The following is a 14,263-nucleotide window of genomic DNA, read 5'->3' on the forward strand; positions in this document are numbered from 1 at the left end:
CCGCTTCGCGAGCCCAACCTCCATCTAACCCGGACGGGCGCGACATGGGGAGACACCGAGACTTTTGGGGCCAGGAGTGGTGGATTGGCGAGCAGTGGCAGTCGCGCCGATGTCTCTGTGGTCGATGCCGAGACTTCACGCCAGCAACGGAGATGGCGCAAGTTGTTGCGGGGAATCGCGTTTCGTTGCAGGATGTGAGACGCCGCTCCCTGACGGTCGCGGCTCGGAAGGGTCTAACCCGTGGGGAGACTAGTTCGCACCAAGGAGGAAGAAGTACGCCTGGCAGGATTCGAACCTGCGACCTACGGTTTAGGAAACCGCCGCTCTATCCCCTGAGCTACAGGCGCGCAACATGCCTCGGTGGCACGTGCCGAGACCGCTCCAACACCCTTCCGAGCGCCGAAACCCGCCCAAGACATCCTGAACCAGGCGTCCACGCTCGCGGGCGACCGGCCGGACTGCCGTACATCGGTGCCCTTATCGTGCCCTCCCGCCGGGCGGAGCCTACCGGGCCGGCACGGGAGGCGGAGACTAACTCTACCTGCGATTCTAACACCTGAGCGGAAAAGCGAAAAGCGACCGGGACTCGCACGGGAGATGTTGGCAAAGGCCGTTCGTTTTCGTGAAAACCGTGGCCGATCGCACCCGTGAGGTAAAGGCCTTCCATCCACCCGGATACCCCCACTTCGCCGCACGATTCGGCTGTCCCTCGTACTTCTGGCCTTGGACTTCCAGTTGGGGGACATTTTTGTTGAGAATCACGGGATTCTATTCGTGGCTAATCGCCGGAGGGGTTGGCAAGCGTCAAGGCGTCGCCGCGGTTTCGGCAGGAGTTGCATCGGTCACGACTGAATCAATTTCGATCGAGCTGTGCGGCGTCGGGCCTCGCAAGAACGCCAAGATGCCCTCCGCCACCAACCAGACGGCCATCACCAGCACGATCACCGTGGTGACGAACAGAGACCATTTCTCTTGCTGATAGAACTTAATCAAGTTCCAGCCCATGGCCCAGGTCGTCATGGCCAGCATGAAAAGCATTGGGATCAGCGTGTACCACACCACGCGACGCTGTTGATAGAGATAGACGCTGACCACGAGCAAGGCCAGGCCGGCCAAGAGTTGGTTCGTCGTGCCGAAGAGCGTCCACAGGGCCTTTCCGGCGGGCACCACGGCGAAAAAGCCGATGCCCAGCACCGCCGCCAGGGAAGCGGCGACACGGTTCGTGAGAAGGGGAACCCGCAACGATCGGCCGATTTCCTCGACGTTGAACCGCAGCAACCGCGTGGCCGAATCCAAGGTGGTTAAGGCAAAGGCGGTGACGGTCACGGCGATGAAGGTGCTGCCTAGCGGGATGGGTACGCCGACTTGGGACATGAGGTTGGCCCCGCCTCGCACGACGGCGCTGAGTTGCTTGGCCAATCCCCCGCCGCCGATGGCGCTCCAGCCTGCGTATAGTCCGCCTTGCCCCCAATCCGCGTGACTCAAAGCCGCAGTGCAAGCCGCAATCACGAGGACCGCGAGAGCGGCTTCGGTGAGCATGGCGCCGTAACCGATGGGCACGGCGTCCGATTCCCGATCAAGTTGTTTGACCGTGGTTCCGCTCGAGACCAAGGAATGAAATCCGCTGGCCGCCCCACACGCGATCGTCACGAAAAGCAACGGGAACATGGGGGGGGCGTCGGGGACGTTCCAACGGATCATGGGGGCGTCGATTTGGGCGAACTCGCTGCCGGTCAACGCCGCTACCGCCAGTCCGGCCCCCAGAAGCAGCAGCGCGACGTAAAGCTGAAAACTGTTGATGTAGTCCCGCGGTTGCAGCAACAACCAGACCGGCAGCACGGATGCCAGAAATGCGTACCCCAGCAAAGCCGCGATCCAAGCGTAATTGACCTTCCAAAGGACGGTTCCCGATTGGGCGATGGCACCCAACTCCGCGACGGCGTCGGCCTCGCCTCGAGCCTGGAAGAAGTCGACCGCCGATCGGGCACCGTACGGTCGGGTAAAGGCTGGTCGGCCCATTTCCGGTTTCGCCGACTTCGCCTCCTCCAGTAGGGTTCGGGTCGCAGGCGAGCAAAACCATTCGTAGGTCAAGACCGGTCGCTCCACTCCGTAAACAATCAGTCCGGCGAAAACTACCAGCGCCACGATTGTGGCCGGAACCAAGGGGACTTTGAGGCGATAGACGGTCAGCCCGAAGATTACCGCGACGACCATCAACCCCGCCGCGGGGATGACGGCATCGGGATTGTAGTTGACGAACATGTCGGCCAGCGTATTGCAGAACGCGCCCATGGCCAGCGACATCAAGAAGAAGATAATCAGCAGCGACAGCAGTCGTGCGCGCGGACCCATCAAGTAATAGGCAACCTCGCCCACCGATCGTCCTCGATGCCGAAGACTGATGAGGAGCGATCCCAAGTCGTGCACCGCTCCAATGAGGATGGAGCCGAACACGACCCACAGCAGGGCGGGTACCCAGCCCCAGATGACGCCGATGGCCGGTCCCAAAATCGGTCCCAGTCCGGCGATGGAGGCAAAGTGATGCCCGAACAGAATCGGAATTCGGGTCGGCACGTAGTCCACGCCGTCCCGCATGGTGTGCGACGGCGTGGCGCGGCGCGGATCAAGTCCGAAGGCGCGTCCCAAGAAGCGTCCGTAGGTGAAATAGGCCGCCGCCAGAACGGCAAGGGCCGCTAATGCCGTTACCGCCGCATTCTCCAACATGGCCGACCTCTCCCAAACGCCAAGTCGCGATGGAGAACCACTTCCCGCGGAATCCGCCGACTCTCAACGCGTCGATCCCGCCAACCTTCCTGCGACGGCGTCACGCCCCTGAGGCTGAGGCGCCGTTTTATCAATGCGCCTTTCAGGATACTTCGCTGAAGAAAAAGCGGCAACAACACCGTCCGGGTCTCGAGCGCGCGAGCCTTGGGCGACCCGCGGTTCCGTCAGACAAGGGCGAAAAACACCGGAGTCGCATCGCTCCAATGCGGTTAGCTCACGGCGAATCGATCCGCAGGACTCGGGTAACGCCGCGGCGGAGTTCTAACGAGATTTTCGGCCCGACGCCGAGATTCTCGCCCGTCAACATGTCCGTCAGCGGCGATTGGCGCCGGGTATCGATCTCGACCGGACCGTCGGACGCCGCGTGGAGAACGACAAACGGACCGTTGGCGTACACGTTGCAATCGGTTGATGTATAAAGGTGAACTCCGGCTTGTCGCGCCGCCAGACGCAGCAGTTCACTCGTCAGACCGGGTGGTCCCACGAATAGCGAATAGCCGCCGCCAGTTTGTCGCAAGGCTACGGCGGGCGTCCCGTCGGGATAAACGAACAGAGTCTCCTCGGGTTTAGCATCGACGGGCGCGAAGAGCGGGCGCAAGGCTTGTTGCGTGCCGAACTCTTGCTGAAGCCCCAGCCGCTTTCCCACTTTCGTGGGAACAGCCCAGGCCTGCGGTTGTTCGGTCGCTTGCAGCCGGAAACCCGTCAGTTCCTGCATCGCCTCCGGTGGGGCAATACGGTTCGGTTCCTGATAACCCGGCGCGTAGCACCAGATTCTCATCGTCCCCTTTGTGGTGTCCAGGAGCGCGCGTTTCTGTTCTGGAGTCAGACACCAGGGCGTGAGGAATACGTACATTTTTGCCTTCACGCGTCCCGCGGCCACGTCGTCCAGCAGGTATTGTCCGTAGGGGGTTCCCATGCGTCCCAGGGGGCGGCGCACTTCGTACACGGCCGGCCGCGTCAACTTGTCTCCACCGGCGGCAACACGGATCATGCTTCGCTCGTCGATCACAGCAGCCACCTCGGGCCGAAAAGCCCTCGGCTGATACAGCAGGGCTTCATCGAGCGGGCGCAGGGCCTTCATTTGGGCCCACATGGCCGGATCGTCGAACCAACCGCTCGCTCCCAGATCCATCCACCAGGTCCCGAAATTGCGCGCGGTGCACTGGCCCGTGTTGCGCAGCAGCAGGGCGTTGGTCTGCTCCGAGTTGTCGGCACCGTCTTGCCAGCCCGGAAATCGACCGGTGGCGATGTAGGTTCGCGTGTCGTCCTCGTAGAGCCACATCTTGCCGGCCAGCGCCACGCTTTCCGCCGCGGTCATGGCGGGCGCGCTCCCCCCCAAGCCCCGATCGAAATACGAGATCGGTGAGCACAGGACGTCGACATCGGGGCACTCAAGCACTTTGCGTAGCGCGTAGTGGCCCGACGTTGCCGCACCGTTGATGATCGCCCCGAACTCGAATACGTAACCGTAAAAGAACACCACGAGTTTGCGTCCTTTCGATGCATCGCGGACCGTCCTCGCGAAGTGGCATACGCACTCGGCCATCATTTCCTGTTGGAATTGGGCGAAGTCGATCAAAGGCCTTTCCCGGACCGGGTCGCGCAACATCCCGGCGGGTGCGGCACGGCGCGACTCGGGCGACGGCACCAGGGCTTGGTCGCACTCCGCGGTCGGATCGCCCCAAGCCGACTGCAAGGCGGCATCCGAACCGTAACGATCGCGGAGCCATTGGCGCCAAGCGATTTGCGAAGCCTTGGAGTAACCGTTGAGCGGCGAAAGCCAGGTGTCTTCGTAGAACCATTCGCCCGTATTCTGGCCGCAGGGGTGGTAACCCGCCACGTGCTCGCAGAAGGCAAACTCCAGATGCTCCACCAAAGCACGCAGACGTGCCGCGGCGTCGCGACGATACTTGGGCGAGGCCGGGACCGCCGGTCGCCGCCGCTGCTCGCCGCGATCCCACAACATCACTTCGTCGGGGTTCGCCTCGATCCACCAGGCGGGCGGATCCATCGGGATGCGGGGAAGCAGCAGTGCCCGCCCGTTGGCTTCCAGCACCCGGCGGCAGGCTTGATCGACCGCGGACCAGTCCTCCACCTCACCCGGTTTCGGCCAAGGCATGTCGATGGGGAAGCTCACGAAGTGGACGTCCGCATCCGCCGCCAACTGGATTTGGGATGCAAAGCGATTGGGTGGCCCGCCTAGGTACACGTAGCGCCGTCCCGGTCGATACAAGGCCACGTTCCACGGTCGAGACGGTTCGGCGCCGGCCCAAAAGCTCACCTCGTAGCGATGCCCCTTGGTCAACGTCAGGTTCGGACGATGGTAGATGTGGAAGTCGGGCCAATTCCCGTCCGGGGGGGCTTTCAGCTCGACCTTTAGCCCGGCGCCGCCGTCCTTTCCCGCACGGGGAACAACGTCGATCGTCCCCACCGTATTGCGTTGATCCGGCGGCCAGACCGACCATTCCCGCGTGAAATCATCCATCCCGCCTTCGAAGCGACAAGTCGGCAGCACTTCACGCTGATCCGTGAGGTCGAAGATGCGGATATCGTCCAGCACCATCGTTCCCGGTTCGGTTCCAAAGCGGAAATGGACGGTTGCTCGGCCAGGCTCATCGTCCTCCGCCGTAAACGCGAAGACGAACTGTCGGGCCTCCGGTAGCACCGTGACGAGGCCGGGACCGGACGCACCCCAGAACATCCGGGCGCGGACGGGCTTGCCGTCAACCACTAGGCGAGGCGCACCCTCCACTACTTCCACACGCACCGTCTCCACGGCCTCGCCGACGCGCGCCGAAATCAAGATCGGCGGAAGCACGGCAAGGCATATCGCCGCCCATCGAAATGAAACTTGGGTCACTAGGGATTCCTCTCAACAACCGCGTCCATCGCACGGCGTCCCGCATCGGCGCCGGGAGTGCGCATACGATCACCCGGCAAAGGCGCACTCCGTGGCTTCGCCGCCTTGAATACCGCGGATGATCAACGACGTCTATTCCTCGCGGCGCCCTTACGTCGCGGCGAAGGGATCTCGTTCCGGACGGGAGCGGAGCAGATTGGCCTCCTCGTCGCCGGGAAATTCGGCCTTGACCGGATCGAACGTCAGCTTGCGATTCAGAATCCAGGCGATGGCCGCCGCATGGCACGCCGTGTGCGAATGATACATTACGTCTTCGTTGCAAACCGTCTTGCCGCGAGTCTTGACACAGTCGAAGAAATTACGGGCATGGGCGGTCACGTCCAGACCTTTGACACGGGCCAACTCTTCGGGGATTTCGCTCTTCAGCGAATCCGGTCGAATTTCGACGCCGCCTTCGTCGCCCGTCTCGATCCAGCCCTTGTCGCCCACATATCGCACGGGACAAGTTCCCAACGCCGTGATGAACTTCGGGGCGCGGTCGCCGAACGGTGTCTTCAGAAAGTCGAGGATCACCGTCAGTCCGTTCGCGTAGCGGCACGTGATCTTATCTTGAACGGGTTCATACTCGACGGGCATGGTGTCGTCTGCGCCCGCCGCCCACTGGCACAGGTCCAGGGTATGGGCACCCCAATCGAGCAGTTTGGCTCCGGAATCGAAATCGAACTGACCCCGCCAACCGCCCTGTACGTAGGTCTTGTTGTACGGTCGCCACGGCGCCGGACCCAGCCACAAATTCCAATCGACGACCTCCTTGGGCGGCGTTTGCTCGCGCGGCAACCAAGTATTGTCCAATTGAGGTTCGTAGACCGATGCGTAGAGCGTTTGCAGTTTTCCCAACTTGCCGCTTTGGGCCATCTGCACGGCGAAGCGGAAATTGGGGACGCTGCGGCGCTGCGTGCCGGCTTGGAACACGCGACCGGTCCGCTTGGCGGTGTCCGCCAGTTGCCGACACTTAGCGATGGTGATGCCGCAGGGCTTCTCGCTATAAACGTCCTTGCCCGCCTCCATCGCCAACATCGAACCGGGGGCGTGCCACCGGTCTCCCGTCGCCACCAGCACGGCGTCGATGTCCTTGCGATCCAGCAACTCGCGGAGATCGCGGTAAGTATCGCACTTTGTATTAGGGAACAACTCCTCGACCAGCTTCTTGCCGGCCTCTCGCCGCGAAGCTTGAACGTCGGCCAGCGCCACGCATCGGACGTCCGGAAGGTTGGACATCGAACGCACGTCGTACGTCGCGCGGGGGCCGATTCCGATGATGCCGAAAAGAACTGTTTCGCTGGGGGCGGTCGTGCCGGCCGCTCCCGCCGCGGCGGGCGAAATCAACCACGGCACGGTTACCGCAGCGCCTGCCGCCAGCGTTTGACCCAAAAACTCTCGACGATGACCGCTGTTCGGAAACGCCATGATTCAAACCTCCACGATGGGCATTGGGAAAAAGGGCGGGCAAGCGAACGAAAGGTTGCGCGGGTGCCGGGCCGAACGCTGCTTTTCGTCCGCCCGACCGACATGTCTGCACGGCACGTCGCACCGCGATCAACTCCGTACGATCGCCAAGCGCCGTTTAGGATAGCCGCCAAGCCAAGCCCAGGCAACCGCCGACCAAAGAAGCGGGCGGAGCCGATCCATCCCAGTCGTCTGGACGCGCTTACGAACGACTACCAGAGCAAGGGAACGACGACGTTGTTCGCGGCCATCGAATTAGCCGAAGGAAAGGGTGATCGCCGAGTGCATGCTGCGGCAGCGTCATCAGGAATGGGTGACGCTAAAGTTGCAAGTAACATCCCGTTCGTGAGCCTCCAGCGTGAGCTGGAGGTGTTTCATCCCGACCTAGCGTTAACCATTTGCTACGATCACCACCACCAGCTTACGCTGGTGGCTCTAATTTTTCACGATCGCAACCAGTGCCACCGCCGGCTTGCGCCGGCGGCTCTTTTTCTCGCGCCGGGGATGGGAAATCGTCGTCATCCGGAGGCATTTGCCATTCCATCAGGCCGCCCACGAAAGCACACCACAGCAACCACGGCGGCAGCGTGATGATCCATTCCCGCTGCAACTCGGGCTTGAAGAAAAGGAAATAGAACACGGCGCCCCCGCCCATCGACAGGAACGCATGAAGGAGTACCGATCGCCACGTTGCCTTGGGGTTCCGTTTCTCGAGCAAGCCCATGGTCGGCTCCTTGCTCGCCGGGATCTTTCGCCGAAAAACGGCCGCAAGCGGCCCGGTCAACGCAGCGTGAAAACACATTCCCGCGAAGCGCCGCCCGCCAATTCCCGGACGTATAACGTCCACTCACCCGGTTCGTCATTGGGGGCCGAGTCGAAGCGGATGTTCAGCGACCCATCCTTGGCGGCGTAATAACCACTCGGTTCTGCGCGGCGTCCCAGCGGGTCCGTCAGGATCACCTCGACGGGCAATACCGCCGGAATCGCCTTGCCGTCGGCGTCCAAGATGCGGACATCGCAATCGATCGTTTCGCCGCGTCGCGCTTCCGCCGGCACCCGGCATTCGACCGCGGCGATGGGCCGAGGAAGCACGATGAACAGCCTTCCATCGCCCGGTCCCAATTCCACGGTCCACCGCAACGGTGGCCCGTCGCCGATCGCCGCCGCTCGTCGGGCCAAGGGATCGTACACGGTCCCCGCGGCTTGCAGGGTGATCGCGGTTTGAAGCGGGAGGCCGACCTCCATCACCTTGCCGTGATGACCCACGTAGTCTCCGAACGTCCGGCGATCGTTGAGGACGAAGACGTACGAGGCCGCGCCGTATTGACGCAAACGAACCACAGCGTCCGCTTCGGAGGCGTCCACGCGCCGTGTGTAGCGGGAATCCAGGGCCTCGCGGAGGCGTTGGGCGAGGGCTTGCAACTCGGCCTTGTCGCGGTCTGCCGCTCCCGTCCGACGATACGCCGGCAGGACGACGTCCGGTTGCAAGGCAGGGGTCAATTCCTCGTCGCCGACCACGATGCCGCCCGCCGCTTGAAAGACGCGGATACGCTCCACGACCGACCGCGGCAAGACGTCGCAGGCGGGAAGCACCAGGACCTTGCAACCGTCGAGGCCGTCGCGGAGGAGCGTTTCCTCGAAAATCACCTTGGGTTGCAGGTGTGCCCATTGCAGGACCAAATGCAGGTCGGCCTCCCAGGATTTTCCCCAACCGTAGGTGCCTCGCCCGGCGAACATCTGCGACGTGAAACTCTCCAGAATCGCGACGTCGGCGGGGGCGTCGGGGACTTGCAACAAGGTAGGCCCCAAGGGACGAACGACGTCGCGAATCAATTCCGCGAGGACCTCCTTGGTTTGCGGGTGGGTGTAGCGATACGCCCCGTGCTCGGCTTCTACCAGCGAACCCCATCCGTGGTACATGATTCCGCGAACGGGGCGAGAAATCTTCGCCCAAAAGGCCTCGCGGAGATGGTCCGGGGAAATGGTGATGAATCGCGCATCGGGGATGCGTTTCTCCCAATCGGCGCGTCGGGATTCGTCTTGCGGCAACTCGGGAGCAGTCTGCGAGCGATACCAGATGATTTGCGTCATCTTCATGACGTTTTGTCCCGGTCGCCCCTCGGCCATGGCGAACAGTTCGTCGGCGGCTTGACCGATCTTGATGGGATCGGGATAGCTGTAGGTCCATTGGGAGATGAAGTCGGTTTCGCCGCCGCTGCCCCAGACGCTCGGTGCCCGCACTGCCGGATCGAAAAACGTCCACCACTCCTTGCGCCCATGCTCTTTGAGGCCGCGATGTACGGCGGAGTGGAGGGCGTTCCAACCGTCGCCTTCCTTCCAGAACCAGCGATAGTAGGTCAGCAGCGGATCGTCGTCGGCGATCACACGATCGGCGGGAAAATTGGACAGGGAGGCGTATTTGAGGCCCCATTTGCTCACGGCTTGATCGGGGATGTCGTACCCGGCGAAGGCGCGAAAGGCCGCGCGGTCGTGCTCGTGAAAGCAGAGGTTCGTGGAATCCCGGACCTCGGTGTCGATCAACGCGGCCTGCACAGCCGGGAATCGTCCAAAAGCCTCGCCCACCGAGGCGCCGACGTTGTAGCAGAATCGCGAAACCTCGGGAAACAGACCGCAGGGGTTGGCGTCCTTGTACGGTTGGCCGTTGCGGTCCACGCGCCGGTAGGGCGCCCCGCGCTCCGCGTCGCGAACGATCCAGGCCGCGGGAGAGAGACTAACGACCGCCCCCACGCCGCGCGCCAGATAACGGTTTAACTCCGCCGCGCGCGTCGCCATGGCGGCATCATCCAGGGGCGAGGTCGGTTCGCCCGCCCGCCAAATCCGATCGTAGTCCGCCGCAGAGATCAACTGATGGGTAAAGCCGATCTCTTGCAGGCGATCCAAGTCGCCGGTCCCCCACATCACGACCGGCATGACGTCCGGCAGGGGGCGCGGCGCCACCACGACCTCCAATTCCAGGGAGGACGTCGCGGTCCGATCGCCGATCTTTCCCGAGACGGTGACGCGCAACGGATACCGGTCCGGTCGCCATCGGGTATCGATCGGAATCGCAATTCGCGTCTCGCCGCCGCGCGGTATGACCGGGATCGCTTGGGAACCGGGGATGCCCGCCACATCCCAAACGACCGCCACATCCCGGGCGTCGTCCGCGGCATCGTTGAAGGCGAGCAGTTCGACGGCGGCCTCCGCTTCCATGCGAAGGAAGGCGGTGCGACCCAGCGGCGCCGCCGCGACTTCCAAGCCGCCCGCAAACCACGCCGGGATTCCGTTGACGATCCGCACTTGGTCGATCCAACCGGGAAAACCGGCGTGGATCGAACCGTAGCGATCGCCGATCACGAGATCGTAGTTGCCGGGCGAGATCGGCCCGCGGTCTTTGTGGACGACGCGACCGAACGGTTCGCCGTTGACGAAGAATCGCCCTACGCCGGCGCCGTTGTAGGTGAACGCCACGTGCGTCCATTCCATAGGTGACAAGGCGATCTCCCGCGAGACGTATTCCGCCGAATCGCGGCCGTAGCCGAGGAAGGCGATCAAGCGATATTTGGCCGGGCCGGTCCGACGCAGATAGAGGCAGTAATCGTGGTTGGCCTGCGGCAGATCTTTAGGGTAAGGATAGTACTTTTTATCCATCAGGAAGGCGGTGGGGCATTCGTCCAACTCCGGCTTGGGTTTGATCCACATTTCCAACGTAAAGGCGCCCGGCGGCGACAGGTCGGGCGCGTTGCGGACCACGGCGCCGTTGGGGGCGTCGCCGACGGGACCGGCGCGAAAGCTCTCCAAGCAATTGCCGAAGAGACCCCCGGGCACGAATCGGGACTCACCGCGGAGTTTCACATCGTGACCGCGTTCCGAATCGTCAAGGGTCTCTTTCCCCGGCAGAAACCGCCACAGGCCGATGACGTTCGGACCGACGGCGTCATCGCCTTGGTACATGCGCTGCCAGGGCTTGGACGGCGCGGACTCCCCGGCGGCGACCCCCGCCCATCCCACTACGGCGGCCCAAAGGACGGTCCAAACCGGCAATCGTTTCATGGCTCAAATCCTTCCGGCGTGGCAAGACAGACCCAATGCGCGGGAGCAAACGGGACCGGCGTCGCGGTGGATGGCATGGCCGCCAATCGCATCCCGCCCGCGTTCTTACGGTAGCGAATCCCCGACGCGCAAACAACGGTCTTTTCCGCCGCTCGCTCTCGCGCGTCGCTCAAAACAGCGATCCGGCGATCTCGCCGCGTTCCAGGCACCGCGGTCCTTCGTGCACGGGTGCGTTCACGTAGGCGGTCACGGGAAAGGCCTCCATATCCTCCGCCGGATACGGCCGCAAAAAACCTTGCAGCGCCGCCGGGTCCTGAATCTCGGGGTTCAGCCACACGGCGTAGCACTCGCGCGGCAAGATCACCGGCATGCGGTCGTGAATGCTCGCCATCAGTGGGTTCGGCGCGGTAGTCAAAAGGGCGCACGATTCCAGCACGGAACCGTCTTCCGACTCGCGTGATTCCCAGATTCCGGCAAAGGCGAAGAGACGATCGTCACGGAATCGAATGAAATAAGGTTGCTTGCGGCGCTCGATCCGCTTCCACTCGTAGAACCCGTCGGCAGGGATCAAACATCGCCGGTAGCGAAGGGCAGCGCGAAAGGCCGGTCGCGTCGCGGCGGTCTCCGTCCGAGCATTGATCCAGCCCGCCTCGGAAGGGCTTTTCGCCCATTGCGGGACCAACCCCCACCGCACGCGAGCCCACTGCCTCCGCGATTCGCCGGGTCGCGCCTGGCCGACCGCGGCGGGCGGCGCGCGAACGATGTCCACCGGTTGCCCCGGCGCGATGTTGTAGCGCGGTTCCAGGAGCGGCAATTGGGGAAGCTCGAAAAGCTGAGCCACGGTCTTGGGGTCCGTTCGCAACGTAAATCGGCCGCACATCGCCTTCCGGTCCTGTTTCGTCGCCGTCCTCGCGGCGGCGACGGAAAGGTATCGCTGGGGCACGAAATCCGCCTCGCCTCACAATCGCCGCTAACATTTTCATTGTACCCGCCCTGGGGACGCGGCGGCGGGAAGTTCCGCGCCTTCGTTGCCGTAACGTACAATTGTGGGGTTTCCCCGTCCGAATTCGGAGACTAAATCGTTGACTCGCATTCGAGGATTGCGATGGTGCCGATCGTTTGGGAGTATCTTGAAATCGCGGTGCTGGCCGTCGTTCAGGGCGTGACCGAGTTTCTGCCGATCAGTTCGTCCGGACATGTGATCGTGTTGGCGGCACTGTTCGATCGTTTCGGGCACCCCCTCGACGAAAAGCTGACGATCAACATCGCCCTCCACATGGGCTCGTTGCTGGCGATTGTGTTTTTCTATCGCGAACGGATCGCCCGATTGTTCGGCAGCGATCGCAGGCTGATCGGCCTGATTCTGGTGGGGAGTGTCCCGGCAGGGTTGGCAGGCGTGGCGTACAAAAAGTTTCTCGAAGCCTGGTTCGTGGGACGTTTCGGCTGGGACCCGTTGGAGGACGCTCTGTTGGCCGGCATCATGTTCGCCGTGACGGGGGGATTGCTGATGGCGGCGCGTCGGTGGGAGTCCCGGCACGGGCGAGGCGCGGCATCCGGTCGCGAACTGTCCTACCCGCAAGCCCTGTGGATCGGCGTTTTCCAAGCGTTGGCCATCCTGCCGGGATTGTCGCGGAGCGGTTCGACCATCGCGGCGGGCCTGTTTTGCGGCATGAAGCGCGACGAGGCGGCGGCGTTTTCGTTCCTGCTGGCGCTGCCCGCCATGGCCGGCGCCGGTCTTTTGGAGGCGCTGGACGCGGCCAAGGAATCGGGCGGGACGCTGGAAGTCGGTCCGCTGCTCGTCGGCGGCGCCCTTGCCTTCGTCATTGGTTGGGCGTCCCTGCGGTGGCTGATTGCGTGGTTGCAGCAAGGACGCCTGGGCTGGTTCGCCGCTTACGTGTTCGCTCTGTCGCCGCTCGTGATCGCTTGGCGATTGCTTTCGTAGCCGAACTTCCGGCGCCGAGGGTACGCCGCGTCCGCCGGGGCTTTACGAGGCGGGCGGCTCCTCCTTGCCAATCGATTCCACGATTTCTCGCGCGAAGGGGGCGGGCGCCACAATCGCCAAGCCCATGCGATGGCGGTATTTGCCGGTCGCATAAATCAATTTGTACTCTTCGTCGACGAAGTGCTGGGCAATCATCACTCCGAGGATGAGACCGTCTTTGTTCGCTCCGCGATGGACCTCCGCGGCGTCTTGGAGATTCCACGCGTAGAGCGGGCCGCCGCTGTCGCCTTCGAAGATGTTCATGTCCACCAGGAACGTTCGACCCGGCTCGACCGGCAGAAACGGATAACCCGCCAAGCAGCCCATTCGAACCACCCCGAATTCGAGCGGACTTCCCTTGAAGGCGTTGCCGTGCGGGAATCCGACTCCGCGAACGGTATCGCCCGGTTGGAGCGCAATCTGCTCCAGGTCTTCGGTCGAAGCCAGGGATTCCCAGGGCAATACGGCCAGGTTGTCTTCTTCGGAGAAAGGCACGGAAATCGCCGCAAGGTCCACCGTCGGATGCTTGCGCCACAGGGGCTTGCCCTCGCGTCGAATCGTCAGCGGCTTGGGATTGGTCTGAAACCGCCCGCTTTCATCTCGGCGGTGCAGAATCACGGTGCATTCATCGCCTTGCATGGCGGAAAAAACGTGATTCGCCGACAGCAAGACCGGCTTGCCCTCCGGAGAACGCACCAGCACCGCGGTCGCGGTCGAGCCGGGGTTGACGACCTTCACGGTGGCCCACATCACGGTGGTTGGGAAACCCTCGCCGGCCGAGCAGGTTGAATCCTTGACAAATCCCCAAAGGGAGCACCATGAAACGATGATCCCGAGCGCGACGCGGATGTTCTGAACGGACATGGAGGGCCTTTCCTTGCTGCACGTCGGAGGTGAGATTCGCCGTGTTACGAAGCACGGCGTCGAGATCGGAGACTCCGTCATCCGCGACTCGCCCGCCGCCGCGGCGACGATAACATCCAGTTTAGTTGCCGCGAGCCGCGCTTTCTTGCGACGAAAATCAGACCGACAAGCATCGATCGTCGCCCATGTTCCAAAAAATGACGGATTGCCGTTAC

General features: G+C 63.0%; 8 protein-coding genes and 1 tRNA gene. 1 reads left to right on the plus strand and 8 read right to left on the minus strand.

The features are described from left to right. Nucleotides 1-274: 274 nt before the first annotated feature. The 7 genes from ACYQ6J_RS06345 to ACYQ6J_RS06375 all read right to left on the minus strand — a co-directional run bounded on the left by ACYQ6J_RS06345 (nt 275) and on the right by ACYQ6J_RS06375 (nt 12,146). A tRNA-Arg gene (locus ACYQ6J_RS06345) sits at nt 275-347 on the minus strand. A 457-nt stretch (nt 348-804) separates the two neighbouring features. Continuing rightward, nucleotides 805-2,724, minus strand: coding sequence for a carbon starvation CstA family protein (locus ACYQ6J_RS06350; protein WP_460183344.1), 1,920 nt, complete (start codon nt 2,722-2,724; stop codon nt 805-807). A gap of 274 nt (nt 2,725-2,998) precedes the next feature. Continuing rightward, nucleotides 2,999-5,644 carry a beta-galactosidase gene (locus ACYQ6J_RS06355; RefSeq protein WP_460183345.1) on the minus strand — a complete coding sequence of 882 codons (2,646 nt, stop codon included), beginning with the start codon at nt 5,642-5,644 and terminating at the stop codon, nt 2,999-3,001. Nucleotides 5,645-5,794: 150 nt separating this feature from the next. Beyond that, complete coding sequence (locus tag ACYQ6J_RS06360; RefSeq protein WP_460183346.1) at nt 5,795-7,111, minus strand: Gfo/Idh/MocA family protein; 1,317 nt, start codon at nt 7,109-7,111, stop codon at nt 5,795-5,797. 460 nt (nt 7,112-7,571) lie between these two features. Next, a complete protein-coding gene (locus ACYQ6J_RS06365; RefSeq protein WP_460183347.1) occupies nt 7,572-7,874 on the minus strand; it encodes a hypothetical protein in 303 nt (100 codons plus the stop codon). Nucleotides 7,875-7,930: 56 nt separating this feature from the next. Continuing rightward, entirely contained in the window at nt 7,931-11,203 is a 3,273-nt protein-coding gene (locus ACYQ6J_RS06370; RefSeq protein ID WP_460183348.1) for a LamG-like jellyroll fold domain-containing protein, read from the minus strand. Nucleotides 11,204-11,372: 169 nt separating this feature from the next. Then, a complete protein-coding gene (locus tag ACYQ6J_RS06375) occupies nt 11,373-12,146 on the minus strand; it encodes an SOS response-associated peptidase (RefSeq protein WP_460183349.1) in 774 nt (257 codons plus the stop codon). 162 nt (nt 12,147-12,308) lie between these two features. Between ACYQ6J_RS06375 and ACYQ6J_RS06380 the strand changes: the two genes are divergently transcribed. Further along, nucleotides 12,309-13,145 carry an undecaprenyl-diphosphate phosphatase gene (locus tag ACYQ6J_RS06380; RefSeq protein ID WP_460183350.1) on the plus strand — a complete coding sequence of 279 codons (837 nt, stop codon included), beginning with the start codon at nt 12,309-12,311 and terminating at the stop codon, nt 13,143-13,145. 42 nt (nt 13,146-13,187) lie between these two features. On the opposite strand, the gene ACYQ6J_RS06385 is transcribed toward ACYQ6J_RS06380, so the two are convergent. Further along, complete coding sequence (locus tag ACYQ6J_RS06385) at nt 13,188-14,048, minus strand: S1 family serine peptidase (RefSeq protein WP_460183351.1); 861 nt, start codon at nt 14,046-14,048, stop codon at nt 13,188-13,190. Nucleotides 14,049-14,263: the final 215 nt, after the last annotated feature.

Source organism: Thermopirellula anaerolimosa, from assembly GCF_054657335.1.

Coding starts and splice junctions, on each gene's coding strand:
- ACYQ6J_RS06350 (WP_460183344.1), bottom strand. CDS start 2,724: ATGTTGGAGAATGCGGCGGTAACGGCATTAGCGGCCCTTGCCGTTCTG.
- ACYQ6J_RS06360 (WP_460183346.1), bottom strand. CDS start 7,111: ATGGCGTTTCCGAACAGCGGTCATCGTCGAGAGTTTTTGGGTCAAACG.
- ACYQ6J_RS06365 (WP_460183347.1), bottom strand. CDS start 7,874: ATGGGCTTGCTCGAGAAACGGAACCCCAAGGCAACGTGGCGATCGGTA.
- ACYQ6J_RS06370 (WP_460183348.1), bottom strand. CDS start 11,203: ATGAAACGATTGCCGGTTTGGACCGTCCTTTGGGCCGCCGTAGTGGGA.
- ACYQ6J_RS06380 (WP_460183350.1), top strand. CDS start 12,309: ATGGTGCCGATCGTTTGGGAGTATCTTGAAATCGCGGTGCTGGCCGTC.
- ACYQ6J_RS06385 (WP_460183351.1), bottom strand. CDS start 14,048: ATGTCCGTTCAGAACATCCGCGTCGCGCTCGGGATCATCGTTTCATGG.